At 42.1% G+C, this 13566-nt stretch carries 12 protein-coding genes and 2 pseudogenes; 4 read left to right on the plus strand and 10 right to left on the minus strand.

Going from position 1 to position 13566, the window contains the following annotated elements:
• Positions 1-105 precede the first annotated feature (105 nt).
• Complete coding sequence (leuS, locus tag V7K79_RS23665) at positions 106-2751, minus strand: leucine--tRNA ligase (protein WP_335050994.1); 2646 nt, start codon at positions 2749-2751, stop codon at positions 106-108.
• A gap of 249 nt (positions 2752-3000) precedes the next feature.
• Here leuS and V7K79_RS23670 point away from each other — a divergent pair, with 249 nt between their 5' ends.
• The 3 genes and pseudogenes from V7K79_RS23670 (at position 3001) to V7K79_RS23680 (ending at position 4169) form a co-directional block, all read left to right on the plus strand.
• Positions 3001-3159 (plus strand): hypothetical protein, encoded by a 159-nt coding sequence (locus tag V7K79_RS23670; RefSeq protein ID WP_335050996.1) that lies wholly within the window; start codon positions 3001-3003, stop codon positions 3157-3159.
• Positions 3160-3407: 248 nt separating this feature from the next.
• Positions 3408-3596: a hypothetical protein gene (locus V7K79_RS23675; RefSeq protein WP_335050998.1), complete on the plus strand. Its 189-nt coding sequence runs from the start codon at positions 3408-3410 to the stop codon at positions 3594-3596.
• A 117-nt stretch (positions 3597-3713) separates the two neighbouring features.
• Positions 3714-4169: pseudogene (locus V7K79_RS23680) on the plus strand (gamma-glutamylcyclotransferase family protein).
• 16 nt (positions 4170-4185) lie between these two features.
• Here the strand turns inward: V7K79_RS23680 and V7K79_RS23685 are convergent.
• The 3 genes from V7K79_RS23685 to V7K79_RS23695 all read right to left on the minus strand — a co-directional run bounded on the left by V7K79_RS23685 (position 4186) and on the right by V7K79_RS23695 (position 6132).
• Complete coding sequence (locus tag V7K79_RS23685) at positions 4186-4800, minus strand: anti-sigma factor family protein (RefSeq protein WP_335051000.1); 615 nt, start codon at positions 4798-4800, stop codon at positions 4186-4188.
• Between the two features lie 157 nt (positions 4801-4957).
• Positions 4958-5614, minus strand: a complete 657-nt coding sequence (locus V7K79_RS23690) for a sigma-70 family RNA polymerase sigma factor (RefSeq protein WP_335051002.1) — start codon at positions 5612-5614, stop codon at positions 4958-4960.
• Positions 5615-5979: 365 nt separating this feature from the next.
• Complete coding sequence (locus tag V7K79_RS23695; protein ID WP_335051004.1) at positions 5980-6132, minus strand: hypothetical protein; 153 nt, start codon at positions 6130-6132, stop codon at positions 5980-5982.
• 662 nt (positions 6133-6794) lie between these two features.
• Here V7K79_RS23695 and V7K79_RS23700 point away from each other — a divergent pair.
• Positions 6795-7427 carry a L,D-transpeptidase gene (locus V7K79_RS23700; RefSeq protein WP_442938966.1) on the plus strand — a complete coding sequence of 211 codons (633 nt, stop codon included), beginning with the start codon at positions 6795-6797 and terminating at the stop codon, positions 7425-7427.
• 4 nt (positions 7428-7431) lie between these two features.
• Here the strand turns inward: V7K79_RS23700 and V7K79_RS23705 are convergent.
• From V7K79_RS23705 to V7K79_RS23730, 6 genes and pseudogenes are all read right to left on the minus strand, one after another.
• Positions 7432-7863, minus strand: a pseudogene (locus tag V7K79_RS23705) (late competence development ComFB family protein); the annotation flags it as partial.
• A gap of 62 nt (positions 7864-7925) precedes the next feature.
• A complete protein-coding gene (locus V7K79_RS23710) occupies positions 7926-8510 on the minus strand; it encodes a late competence development ComFB family protein (RefSeq protein WP_335051006.1) in 585 nt (194 codons plus the stop codon).
• A 121-nt stretch (positions 8511-8631) separates the two neighbouring features.
• Positions 8632-9567, minus strand: coding sequence for a M23 family metallopeptidase (locus tag V7K79_RS23715; RefSeq protein WP_335051008.1), 936 nt, complete (start codon positions 9565-9567; stop codon positions 8632-8634).
• Positions 9568-10084: 517 nt separating this feature from the next.
• Positions 10085-10777, minus strand: a complete 693-nt coding sequence (locus V7K79_RS23720) for a DevA family ABC transporter ATP-binding protein (RefSeq protein ID WP_335051010.1) — start codon at positions 10775-10777, stop codon at positions 10085-10087.
• 96 nt (positions 10778-10873) lie between these two features.
• Positions 10874-12046 carry an ABC transporter permease DevC gene (devC, locus tag V7K79_RS23725; protein ID WP_335051012.1) on the minus strand — a complete coding sequence of 391 codons (1173 nt, stop codon included), beginning with the start codon at positions 12044-12046 and terminating at the stop codon, positions 10874-10876.
• A gap of 192 nt (positions 12047-12238) precedes the next feature.
• A complete protein-coding gene (locus tag V7K79_RS23730; protein WP_335051112.1) occupies positions 12239-13435 on the minus strand; it encodes an ABC exporter membrane fusion protein in 1197 nt (398 codons plus the stop codon).
• Positions 13436-13566: the final 131 nt, after the last annotated feature.

The following is a 13566-nucleotide window of genomic DNA, read 5'->3' on the forward strand; positions in this document are numbered from 1 at the left end:
TTTTGCGTACCTCTGCGCCTCTACCTTGCAGGAAGGTGAAGTGCATCTGCGTTTAAATTTAAACCCTCAATTCGCCACGATTTTATATTTTATGCAAAGCTGTACTTAGCTAACTACAAAATTCACCAACTTTCCAGGCACTACAATTACTTTTTTAATCTCTTTACCTTCGATGTAACGCTGGGCAATTTCTGATTCACGGGCATATTTTTCCAACGCTGCTTTATCTGCTTGTGCTGGAACTTGAATCGAGCCACGAGTTTTACCCATAATTTGAATCACTAAAGTGATTACATCAGCTACCAAAGCAGCAGGATCAAAAGATGGCCAAGTTTGAGTATGAACTGAATCACTTTCACCCAATAAATGCCACAATTCATCAGCAATATGTGGTGCAAAAGGTGCTAGCAATACCACCAAAGTCTGAACACCTTCTGCGTAAATTGGTGAATTTTTTCCGTCAGTATCAGTTAGGGCATTACTCAACTTCATCAATTCTGAAATAGCTGTGTTGAATTGATATTCGTCTTCTACGTCTTCTGTCACCGCTTGAATAGCCGTGTGAATCACGCGCCGCAATTCCTTTTCTATCTTAGTTAAATCAGATTGGGCTTTCTTACGGAATACCCCAGTAGCAACATAATCCGTCACCAAACGCCAAACCCGATTTAAAAAGCGGAATTGTCCTTCTACATCGGCTTCATCCCATTCCAAATCTTTTTCTGGAGGCGCTTTGAACAAGATGAACATCCGCGCTGTATCTACACCGTATTTAGAAATTACATCTTCTGGTGCTACACCGTTGCCCTTTGATTTAGACATAGTGGCGTAAAGACGTTGCAATGGTTCACCTGTTTGGGGATCGTGCGGGTTGGCTGAATTTACCAGATTAGAAGGAATCCATTTATCTTTACCACCCTTATTAGGATTTAAGTAAGTTAAACCCTGCACCATACCCTGAGTTAACAGGCGTTGGAAAGGTTCGTCAAAATTTAACAAGCCTCTGTCCCGCAGAACCTTGGTAAAGAACCGCGAATACAACAAATGTAAAATCGCGTGTTCAATCCCACCCACATACTGATCGACTGGCATCCAGTCGTTTATTTTACTAGAATCAAAAACCTGTTGTTCATTTTTAGCGTCAGGGAAGCGCAAGAAATACCACGAGGAATCAATAAAAGTATCCATCGTGTCAGTTTCCCGTTTCGCTGGAGTACCACAAGTCGGACAAGGTACATTTACCCAGCTTTCTAACTGACTCAAAGGTGAACCGCCACGTCCAGTAAATTCCACCTCTTCTGGCAACTGTACTGGCAAATCTTTGTCAGGAACTGGTACTATCCCACAATTGGGACAGTGAATTACAGGTATCGGTGCACCCCAGTAACGCTGCCGCGAAATCAACCAATCCCGCAAGCGATATTGCACCCGTACTTTACCAAAATCTTGTTGTTGGGCGTATTCAATGATTGCTTGTTTAGCATCTGTGGAAGTCATACCAGTAAAAGCCCCAGAATTAATTAAAATCCCTGGTTCAGTGTATGCCTTGTTGTATTCTATTTGAATGAGTTGTGTAACTTCATCAATCTCTGATGTTGGGGTTAAGTCAAAACCTGCAACATCATCCGGGGAAACGATGACAAAATCAACTGGCAAATCGTAATTTTTAGCAAACTTAAAATCCCGGACATCATGTGCTGGTACACCCATAACTGCTCCAGTACCATACTCATACAGTACATAGTCAGCAATCCAAATCGGCACTTCTTCCCCTGTAAATGGATTAATTGCCTTACCACCTGTGGGGATACCCCGCTTCGGTTTATCTTCAGAGGTACGTTCCAACTCACTTTGATGGGAGACTTCTTTAATAAAGGCTTCTACCGCTGCTTGTTGTTCTTTTGTAGTGACGCGTTTTGTTAAGGGATGTTCTGGTGCTAACACTAGGTAGCTAACACCATAAACTGTATCTGGGCGTGTGGTGTACACTCCGATTTTTTCATCTATCCCAAAAATGGGAAATTCTAAGTAAGCGCCTGTAGATTTGCCAATCCAGTTTGCCTGCATAGATTTGACGCGTTCCGGCCAACCTGTCAATTTATGCAAGTCATTGAGCAATTCTTCGGCATAGTCGGTAATCTTGAAAAACCACTGGCGTAATAATTTGCGTTCAACTATTGCCCCACTCCGCCAAGAACGTCCTTCGTTATCAACTTGCTCATTTGCAAGTACAGTTTTATCGATAGGGTCCCAGTTTACTGCTGCTTCTTTTTGATAAGCTAACCCAGCTTGCAAAAACTGCAAGAAAATCCATTGTGTCCACTTGTAATAATCTGGTGAACAGGTAGCAAGTTCGCATTCCCAATCAATGGATAAACCAAGACGCTGCAATTGTTGCCGCATCTGAGCCATATTCTGATAAGTCCACTTTGCTGGTGGTACACCACGGTCAATGGCAGCGTTTTCTGCTGGCAAGCCAAAGGCATCCCAACCCATTGGGTGTATTACCCGATACCCTTGCATTCGCTTGAGGCGGGCAATTACGTCAGTAATGGTATAATTACGGACGTGACCCATGTGCAGGCTGCCCGATGGATAAGGGAACATGGAAAGAGCGTAGAATTTTGGCTTATTGCTAACTGTAGGTGTTCGATCTAAGCCAAGTTCTGCCCATGTTTTTTGCCATTTTTCTTCAATTGCTGCGGGATTGTATCGAGAATCAACTGAATTTGGTATTTCCAATGGTTTCATGCCTATTACGCTTTATTTGTGCTAATCCTAAGTATTTAGCTATATTTAGTACATACTAACTATTAAGTAATTTTTATGTTTAGTAATTTTGAAAATTAAATTATAAAATAAATTTATAAATCTCCAGTATTTTCTATTCTTATCTATCTTATATTGCTAAAGTTCTTAGGCTATCAGGGAGAGTCTTTATTTATTTACCTATGGGGAAGTTTTATAAAAAACCCTCCATTACTGAGGAGTGCGTTAAGAATGCTGCAAGTGTGGATTACTGACCAGTGGTGTCAACTTTATGTAAAAACCAGTCTAGACACAGCTTTGAGAGATTGTATTGTTGTCTGGTTCCCAGTCTCTAATTGGGAATGCTTAACGGGAGGTGAGCCTCCCTTACTCGCGGCAGAGCTGCAATGACAAGCATTTCCAGCCAGAGGCTGGAAATGAGGTTTGAAAAGGAGTTTTAGCTTAAGTTGACACCTATGCTTCCTGTAGGGCGAATACCGTATCGACGGCATCAATCCTGTAATTCAGGAACAGTTTTTATTTCGAGTTCTGAACGTGTAAACATAGATTTACCATTTCTCAAAAGTGGTATCGGTAGTGAACCATTTGTCAGGTGAGAACATCACCGACTTAAAACTCTAATTGCTTGTTTGCACGGAATGCCTAATCCTAAGGGTAGTCTAGAAAATTTAAACAATTTCATCACAGACACAGAGAAACCATTAACGACTACTATTAGTTTCCGTGCTACTGAAAAGATGAAGCAAGAGGTGAAGGTACAAGATGATCCTGCTGAATTCTGTAGAGAAAGGATTCAGAAAGCACTGGATGATAAAAAAGGAAAGTAGCACTTAATCACTTAACTATTAGAGCGAATACCATTTTTAAAGTTACAAAGGAAATGAAGGAAGAGATATAGAAACAAGTTCTGCCAGGAAAAGAAATTTAGATGGTTAAAATAGGCGATGACTCAATTAAATATAAAATTTTCTGATTTAGTACGGGTTTTTGTCTACAGCACGCTTAAGCCAGGTGAAGCTAACTATAAAAGATACTGTAGTGGCAAAGTAGTTGATGTCAAAACAGCCTTTGTACAAGGCAAATTATTTGCTCTGCCAATGGGCTACCCAGCGATGACTTTAGGGAATAGCCAAGTTTACAGATATTTATTCTCTTTTTCCAACCTAAAGATTTTAAATGAGCTAGATGTGCTGGAAGATTACCAGCCCAATAGACAAACGTCAGAAAATCTCTATAATACACAAATTATCGAGGTATATGAGCCACAGTCGCTCTCTTTGGGTTGAGCTTGGGTTTATTTAATGACTTTAGAGAAAGTCGATCTGTTAGGAGGATTCCTCCAGCCTGGGGGCTGGTGGAGCGACTGTGGTTTAACCCCAAGGTACAGTTATGATCTTTAAATTGTTAACTTTGCGATTAGTTTATGTCCTGTTTGGGGTCGTGTCGTTGCGGCTGTACCTGATAAATTGAATTTTCTGGAGAAGCTACTGCTGCTTTTGGAATTTCAATTACTGGGTTATTTAGTCCTACCATCAGCGGCGAAGGGGGAACTATAGACGCTGAGGACGTTTGTATAGGTTCTCTTTGTGCTCGTTGTGCCAGTTGCGGCACCATCGAACTACCACCTACTAAGCCAGATACTGCACCAATTACACAAGCTGCAACGGATGCACCTCCTAACATCCAGTTAAAACGGGAGCGATGGCGCAAACGTGTCAATACTTGCTGAACTGTTTCTTCTGGCGACTGTTGGGCTGCTGGCACTGGAAGCGTCCGCAAGCCCTGGCGCAGCTTTAACAGTCGAGCATACAGACACTGAACTGAAATATCATTTGCCAGCCATTCTTCTACTTGCCTGCGTTCGGCGGCTGTGACTTCACCATCCAGGTAAGCACTTAATAATTCGAAGCGATCGCGCTTCACCATATCCATAAGACCCGTTGATTCATTGGTATGCTTGGCCATTCCATCTGACAAATCTTGAGGAAGTTGCAAAGGAGAACGGTCGTAAAACTGAGAATCAGTAGTCATCTTAACATTATTACCAATTCATACACGGGTAACCTGGGCCGTAATTTCGGCAAAATTAGCCAATTTTCTACCTTTAGGCAGAAACTATCTATGTCTTTCTAGTAATTCTTAATCTATTCTTAAATTCTACCCAATGGCAGAGGAAAGATACTGTAAATTATGAGTCTAGATAATTCTGCAAGTGGGCTTGCAGCCTCGATCTAGCTCTAGCTATTCTTGACTTCACAGTTCCTAGAGAAACTCCAGTAATTTCGGCAATTTCTTCATAAGCCATGCCTTCGATTTCTCTAAGGACAATGGTAGTACGAAAAACTTCTGGTAAATCTGCGATCGCTTCCCGCAATTGCTCATAAAATTCTCTAGTTGTCAGTTCTTCCTCAGGACCTGGGGTATCGCCGGCGATTTCCCAATCCATCTCGCCGTCCTCTAAGGAACGGGGAGCATCCAGTGACAAAGGACTCATAACCCGCTTGCGTTTCCGTAACTCGTCGTAAAACAAGTTCGTGGCAATGCGGCTTAACCAGCCCCGAAATTTAGCAGGCTCTTGTAATCGGTTAATATTCCGATACACTCGAATCCAAACTTCTTGAGCCAAATCGGCTCTGTCAGTCCAATCTGGAGCCAGGTGGTATAGAACTCGATCGACTTGACTTTGATAGCGGCGTAATAGTTCCGCAAAAGCAGCACGATCTGGTCGCAGTCCAGCTTGACAGCGCAAAATTAAATCGTGGTTAGGGAGTTTGTCAACTTGCACTGATGCTTCTGGATACTTTGCATCAACCGTTGACCAGGATACAGTAATCGACTGACTCATAGATCGTACTGGCTCTAAATCATCCCTATCTATTAGACCTGTTAATGAGACAGAAGTTCCACGCTTAGGTGACGGATTGATGACTGGAACACTGAAGCATACAATTTTGGATACATTTATAGCAATAAGCAGAGCCACTTTTCCTTATACTGCTTCCATAGTTGCATAAGACCGATTAACGAACAAAGGCGCGCTTGAATGCACATTTTAGTAATTTTAGCAACTGGGTATATACGCTTGATCGAGATAATTAAATTTGGTTATAAAAATGAAGATAAAATTTTGTAATTCTAACTTCTTAATACCTTTAAAATTCGGGTAATAATTTCTGGAAGTTAGGTTGCTGTGGTTGCTAAGATAGTGATTTAATTTTTTGATTTCGTTACCAGAATAGTTGCTGATTGTTCTGCTTGTGGCCTGAAGGCAGCACTAGAGTTATGTTGCTCTGGTACGCGGACTTGAAGAAAGAAATTCAGGGAAAATGTAATTGTTAGCGCTAGCAATAGTTTTTCAAACATGATTTTTCATCCATCCACACCATTAATGATTGATTGCTACATTTCAAGAGTTCCACCAAAAAGTCCCAGGAGAGGCTTACGATCCTCAAAACTTTTGGAATTTTGCCGCGCCGCTGGGACAATTTGCATAGTCTTAGTTTGCCCAGAGGTATTGGCAGATTTACAAAGGAAATGATAAGTATTGATAAATTTTTGATAATTAGATGATGAACTCATCCAATTAATCGGTTGGATATGTCAGGGATAAACAATAGGCGATGGCAATGGTAAGAAACGAATCTGTAGGGCGTATGGTAATGCTGCTTTGTTTTGGCACAGCATTTTTATCCTTAGCTGTCCATTGGCGCATTAGTACGGCGGAACGGCAGTATGAAAAGTCTGCATCTACTTTGATGCGGCGAGATCCTACCGGAACTAATATTAAGGGAAGCCGGAGAGAGGGAGTCTACAAAAATCTTTCCCAAGTGAGTTTGGGGGAAATTGCGTTGGCTGGATCTGTGCCACCTGATGAAGTGACCCAAGGCTCGACTACCCAGAGAACATTTACACCAAAGTCCTCTGCTATTAAACCTAAAACTCAATCAAAAATAATTGAGAAGAATTTAGTTAAAACAACTACTCGTAGGGTTTCTACATTCAAGTCTTCTACCATTAAATCGCAAATAATTAAGAAGAATCTAGCTAAAACAACTATTCGTAGAGCTTCTACACTCAAGCCTTCTACTATTGAGCCTCAAACTCAGATCCAAACTATTAAAAATAATGTAGCTAAAGCAAGCGACCTACCAACTCAGACGCGACTAGTGGGACAAGTAGAAAGACAAAATCCAGTTGCAGATAGTTGGCCAAAAGGTCTATGGTCTCAGGCTTCAGCTCAACAAATACCATCTAATAGGCTGGCAAATGTCAAGACCCAAGTGGTAGTTGATTTAAGCGATCGCCGCACTTATGTATACGCAGGAGATGAGGTGATAGCCAGCTATCCCATTGCTGTTGGTAAGAAAGGTTGGGAAACTCCCACAGGTTCTTTCCAGGTAATCCACATGCGACACTATCCAATCTGGCGTCACCCGATTACTGGCAAAGTATTTCAGGCTGGTACGGATAGTCCCTTGGGAGATAGATGGATTGGTTTTTGGTCAGATGGACGGAACGAAATTGGCTTTCATGGCACACCGGATATTGACCTGGTAGGAACGGCTGTATCCCACGGCTGCCTGAGAATGCGTAATTCTGATGTCCGATTGCTATATGAGCAAGTGAGTATAGGGACAAAAGTGTTAGTACGTAATTAATTAATTAAGAGTCGTTATCATTTGGCTTGTCATTTCGCTCAAAATTAGGTGCGTATGTTTGGAGTAAAGCACTAACTTGGCGTACAACCTCATTTCCGGTGTTTTTGCCCAAAGCTTGCCGTTCTGGAAAGAAGTTGGGTCAATCAAGGTAATGGTTAATCGCCTCACTTATTTGTTAAGAAATTAAGTCTTGCAGTTGTGCCTGAGCTGTTTGGCGCTGGAAGTTATCACCTTCTTCTGTAGTAGCATACAAAGGTGGTAGGCGGTTGAGAGTGTAAGCAGCAATATCCCCGACATCTAGAGAACTTTCGCTGGTAGGTTCAATTTCTGCAACTCGGGCGATCGCTTCGGTCATTACCAATTCTTCCATGACGTTTATGAATTGTATACGAGGTATTGCCACTACCTCACCAGTCAATAGCGTATTACCCATCAGCAGAGCCATGTTATATGAGCAAGTGAGTATAGGAACAAAAGTATTAGTACGTGATTAATTAATTAAGAGTCGTTGTCATTTGGCTTGTTATTTGGCTTGTTATTTGGCTTGTCATTTTGCTCAAAATTAGGTGCGTATGTTTGGAGTAAAGCACTAACTTGCCGCACAACCTCATTTCCGGTGTTTTTACCCAAGGCTTGCCGTTCTGGGAAGAAATTGGGTTGATCGAGGTAACGGTTAATCGCCTCACTTATTTGCTGAGAAATTAAGTCTTGCAGTTGTGCCTGAGCCGTTTGGCGCTGGAAGTTAGCACCTTCTTCTGTAGTAGCATATAAAGGTGGTAGGCGGTTGAGAGCGTAAGCAGCGATATCCCCGACATCTAGAGAACTTTCGCTGGTAGCTTCAATTTCTGCGACTCGTGCGATCGCTTCTGTTAGCACCAATTCTTCCATGACATTAATGAATTGTTTACGAGGTACCGCTACTACCTCACCAGTCAAGAGCGCACCCATTAGCCGATCCAACGCCATATACTCTTCAATTGAGAGTTCCGAGGCATTATCACAGATTCTACCGACTTCTGCTTCCATTGCTGGTGTCAAATAACCATCCTGGAGAGCTTGTTCTACAATTTTTTCGATACTCATAACGCTTATCATCATTTATGTTAGCCAAGCAAGGTAGGGACGGTATCAATCCAATTTATTTTGCCTAATTCTCAGCAAAAAATACATAAATTATGCAAAGACAAGATCTATTCTGCCTCTACTAGTTAATGACCTTAGTTCGCCAAGGTGTTGGATCGACAGATTGTCCGTTGACATACAGACCCCAGTGTAAATGTGGCCCCGTGGCTGCACCTGTTGAACCTACTGCACCAATTAGTTGACCAGCTTTCACAAAATCACCTTCTTTAACGTTAATACGACTCAGGTGCATGAAAATACTGGTTACTCCTTGACCGTGATCGATGCCAACTACGTTACCGTGTATCCGAAACCCTTGGGATACCCTACCTACCAAAGCTACTCGCCCAGCGGCTGGGGCAATTACCGGTGAACCGGCAGCACCAGCGTAGTCAAGACCACGATGATAGTAGTCTTTTGCAAATGTACCATTATAGTAGCGACGTACACCATAGTTTGTACTCATCCGCCCTGCATTTGGCTTCAGAAATACTCCATTCCAATACTTTTCTGGTGTTCGTAACGCCTTCAAAGCAGCGACACGCTTCAGTTCATAGTCTGTGGCATCCACTCCGGCTTTGCCAGGTGGCAAAGTAATGCGTTGTACGGGGAATTTACGATTAAGCACATTCACTGCCATGTTTCGCACTTGACCATCCCCTGCAACCCGAAGTGTTCTAGTTCCAGCTTTTTCTAATGGAGTTGTGGGAACAAAAGCCCGATATTGATTGGGTGCAACTTCAAAGGCTGGGTATGTATTTTTACCACTGGCTACTGTTGGATTTGTACTATTCTCTGGATTATCTAGGTTAATCACCACCGAGAGTGTATCCCCTAATTTAGGATTAGTTGGAATCACCTTGACTTGCAAAGCATCTACAGGCAATGCCAAGGCGATCGGGAGAACAGCAAATATTCCCTTTAACATATTTATTGCACGGCAATTGACTGTCAAAATTTTGACATCAAAACTGAGCAACTTTTTATTTGAACTACTAGCGCTATTCTCAGTAATCATAGAACTACAAAAAACCCTTGCTTATATTGGAAAATAGATTAGCTTATTATCGCTAGTGTTTCCTGCTTAAAGCCAATGTTACTAACAACCATAAATTTTCGGAAATTCTCCAGGTACTTATGGATTGCAAGGGCGAATCATTTTATCTGTAATTTTAGGAAATTGGTCTTGACTCTAATAACCAAGGTGTATAGACATTGGCAATCAGCATAAAATTTAGCTGTCATTACATAAATAATACTTGAAGGAAATTTTGGAATCAACTGGACACTTTTTTAACTGGACACTAATATCACATTGTTAGGTTGAAATTGGTATGGGGAAATTACTTAAACTAAGTAAGTAAGTCAGTGAGAGGAAATTAAATTATATATACTAGTAAGTATTCAAAATTTGCTCATAATAACGCTTTATTTGGCAAAAAAAATGATATTAAGGCAAAAATGTGAGTCTGCCTTGCCTCACTTCAAATTTACTTTATAAATCAACTCTGAATGAGAGAATACGCTAATTAACTTTAGGCTGATAGTATTACTTTTGACTTGAGTTTGCCATCTTCCATCTGAACGATGCGATCCGCAATATCTAGGATACGGTTGTCATGAGTAACCATCAAGATGGTACAGCCTTGTTCTTTTGCTAGTTTTTGCATAAGATTGACTACATCTCGTCCTGATTGACTGTCAAGGGCGGCAGTGGGTTCATCTGCGAGGATTATTTCAGGATGACTGACTAAAGCACGAGCGATCGCAACTCTTTGTTTTTGTCCCCCAGACAGTTGATCGGCATAGTAATGCAAATGATTTCCTAATCCTACCTGCTCTAACATCTGGGCTGACCTAGCTTGCATTTTTTTTAACCCAAGATGTTTGTGCAATTCTAGAGCCATTTTGACGTTTTGGAGTGCCGTTAAACTACCATGCAAGTTATGTGCTTGGAAAATATAACCGTTATGGCGTCGTGCTTGCACTAGTTCTTCAGCACTTGCACTACAAAGCTCTTGTCCCAACACTTGCAAACTACCAGATTGGGCAGAACGCAACCCACCCACTAAGGTCAACAAAGTAGTCTTTCCAGAAGCAGAGGGCCCAGTCATGATAATAATTTCACCAGCGTTAATCTCTAAGTTGATATTACATAAAACCTGCTTGCGGAGTGAGCTGTGACCAAAGTGGTGGTCGAGATTCTGGATGGAGATGATGGGAAGCATATTTTAATTGGGGATTGGGAATTAGGGACTGGAGATTAAAGACTGGGGATTGAAAAGATTTCCCAGTACCCAATCCCCAGTCCCCAGTACCTATTTTTAAAACATATCAGCGGGATCGGTGGCTTGGAGTTTACGAGTAGCGATCGCACCGGAAATTGTACACATAATGATGGTCAGCACTAACACCTGCAATGCCCGAATCGCAGTCATGTAGATGGGCAAATTTGTCGCCCTACGAGTCAGTTGATAAAGGGCTAAGGACACTCCCAGTCCAGGGATGAAGCCCAGTGCTGCTAAAATCAACGATTCTTCAAGCACCACACCTAGCAAGTAATAATTGCGATATCCCATTGCTTTGAAGGTGGCGTATTCTCGAACGTGGGCATTAACATCGTTAGAAAGGACTTGATAGACAATGATCACGCCCACCACAAACCCCATTGATACACCTAGACTGAAAATAAACCCAATTGGGGAATTTGTTCTCCAAAAGTTATTTTCAAATTCAATAAATTCGGCGTGAGTTAATACTCTGACATCATCTTTGAGGTAGGCTTTGAGCATTGCTGCTACTTTTTTAGGTTCATAGCCTGGTTTTAGAAGAATCAAACCTAGACTGACACTGCTGGACTGTCGCCCAGAAAATAGCCGCAAAAAATTTTGATCGCTGGTAATCAGGTTGCCATCAAAGCCAAAGGAAGCCCCGACTTGGAATAAGCCACTAATGGTTATTGTGCGCCGTTCTATTTCAGTAGTCAGGGTTTTACCTTGGTCAATTTGAGCGATCGCTTTTTGATAATCTCCTCTTGCACCACGATCAAACAACACGGTATCCGGCATTTTGATCGCTTGTAATTGCTGGTTAACATCGGGTAAGTCAAAAGCTGGTTTGTCTGGGTTAAAGCCGATAATTAACACCCCTGTCTCACGATGTGTTTGGGGATTCTTCCAGATTGTGTTGTTAAAATACATTGGTTGTGCCGACTTCACCCCTGGTATATCCATTGCTTGATAAAGTCGTCGCCGAGAAAATGTAGACAAGCTTGCTAAGTTACGGGCTTGGGGACTAATTAAAACAATGTCTGCTTGCAAACTGCGATGTAGTCTGGTGTTACTGTCATACAGTGCAGTCTGAAAACCTAGCTGCATGAACATCAGAAGATCAGCAAAGGCAATGCCTGATAATGCCACTAAAAGACGGCTTTTTTCATGATTCAGTTGCAGCCATCCTAGAGGAGTTCGCCGTTGCAGTTGTTTGAGCAATCCCATAATTAGGTACTGGGGGTTGGGGACTGGGAATTAGGGATTGGGGATTTTGAGTCTTTAAGCTAGATGAATCAGTCTTTGAGGTGGATGAACGAGGCTTTGAAGTGGATGAATCCAGTTCTAACTCTCCCCTGCTCCTCATTTACCAGTCCCTAGTCCCTAGTCCCCAGTCCCCAATCCCCAATCCCGAATTTTTCACAATTCAATTACTGCCTTAACTTGCATATTGGTTAAGGTGGCAGCTTTTTGGCTGGAAGTTTCATCTAATCGGATGTGGACTTCTACTACTCTGTTGTCAATATTGCTGACGGGATCTGTGTTAATGACATTTTGCCGTCGCACTTGCAAGCCTTTGCGATCTACAATTCCCTGCAATTCAATTGGGAGAGAATCACCGAGTACTTGCACTTGCTGCCCTAAATGCACTTTGCCAATATCGCTTTCGTAGACTTCGGCGATGACATACATCTGGCTGGTTTGTCCAATATCTGCAATGCCATCATTTGATACTAATTCCCCAGGATGTGTATGGATCTCAAATACCTGTCCATTTTGGGGCGATCGCACTACAGCTTGTTCGAGATTAACTTTTGCCAGATTCATGGCTGCTAGGGCACGATTGACTTCTGCTTTAGCAGCATCTACATCCACTCCGCGCACTTCAGCGATTTCATCAAGTGTTGCTGTGGCTTGTTTAACTTGTTGCTGACTAGTTGATTGGGTACGATTTAACTGTGCTTGGGCTTCTTGCAAGCTTTTTTGGGCGGTTTCCAAGTTTAAACGCTTGCTATCCCGTTGGGAGGCGGAAATTGCGCCTTGTTGATATAGTTGCTGATAGCGTTCGTCTTCTGCTTGGGCGTTATACGCTTCGGCTTGAAATCGCTCAATTGTCGCGGCTTGGGCATTAATATTACCTTGGCGTTCGGCTTCTAGACGAGCGATCGCAGCTTTTTGGGCGGTAATTTCACCCTGTTTAGCACCTGCTTGGATACGGTTTAGGTTTGCTTGGGCTACTTTCACTTGTTCCTGTACCTCTTTAAATGCTGCTTGCAAGCGATCGCGGCTGTTCAAAATTGCGATCGCTTGTCCAGCCTTTACCCTATCGCCCTCCTTTACTAACAACTTTTCTACCCGACTTCCTTCCGCAGACACCGCAGCAGAAAGTTTAATTACCTTTCCCTGTGGTTCGAGTCGCCCTAAAGCTGTTACTGTTTTTAATTGTGGCAATTGTGTTGCTAGTACTTGTGCCTCTTGATTGGCATAATTTTGCCCACGTTTTACTATATAAAAACTTATGCCGCCAACTAATAAAGATATAGTTATACCTGTAGCAACGGATGGACGCAGAATAGACTTAGGGAACATTCTGTACCCTAGCTTTGAGTTTCGCACCATAGATTACCTCTTAACTAGTGGCGCATAAAAAAGAACAGACTAAGCTTTTATCCTTACTTGTTTGCTAATTCCTACTTTTTGGAGTCAGTTATTGTTGATTTATCACTTCCAAATCCATAAAATAATTT

Origin of the sequence: Nostoc sp., from assembly GCF_036917575.1 — a bacterium.
GTDB lineage: Bacteria > Cyanobacteriota > Cyanobacteriia > Cyanobacteriales > Nostocaceae > Nostoc.

Bases quoted from the DNA above. Each gene is read 5' to 3' on its own strand.
- leuS (WP_335050994.1), bottom strand. From the start codon at position 2,751: ATGAAACCATTGGAAATACCAAATTCAGTTGATTCTCGATACAATCCC.
- V7K79_RS23670 (WP_335050996.1), top strand. From the start codon at position 3,001: ATGCTGCAAGTGTGGATTACTGACCAGTGGTGTCAACTTTATGTAAAA.
- V7K79_RS23675 (WP_335050998.1), top strand. From the start codon at position 3,408: ATGCCTAATCCTAAGGGTAGTCTAGAAAATTTAAACAATTTCATCACA.
- V7K79_RS23685 (WP_335051000.1), bottom strand. From the start codon at position 4,800: ATGACTACTGATTCTCAGTTTTACGACCGTTCTCCTTTGCAACTTCCT.
- V7K79_RS23690 (WP_335051002.1), bottom strand. From the start codon at position 5,614: ATGAGTCAGTCGATTACTGTATCCTGGTCAACGGTTGATGCAAAGTAT.
- V7K79_RS23695 (WP_335051004.1), bottom strand. From the start codon at position 6,132: ATGTTTGAAAAACTATTGCTAGCGCTAACAATTACATTTTCCCTGAAT.
- V7K79_RS23710 (WP_335051006.1), bottom strand. From the start codon at position 8,510: ATGAGTATCGAAAAAATTGTAGAACAAGCTCTCCAGGATGGTTATTTG.
- V7K79_RS23715 (WP_335051008.1), bottom strand. From the start codon at position 9,567: ATGATTACTGAGAATAGCGCTAGTAGTTCAAATAAAAAGTTGCTCAGT.
- V7K79_RS23720 (WP_335051010.1), bottom strand. From the start codon at position 10,777: ATGCTTCCCATCATCTCCATCCAGAATCTCGACCACCACTTTGGTCAC.
- devC (WP_335051012.1), bottom strand. From the start codon at position 12,046: ATGGGATTGCTCAAACAACTGCAACGGCGAACTCCTCTAGGATGGCTG.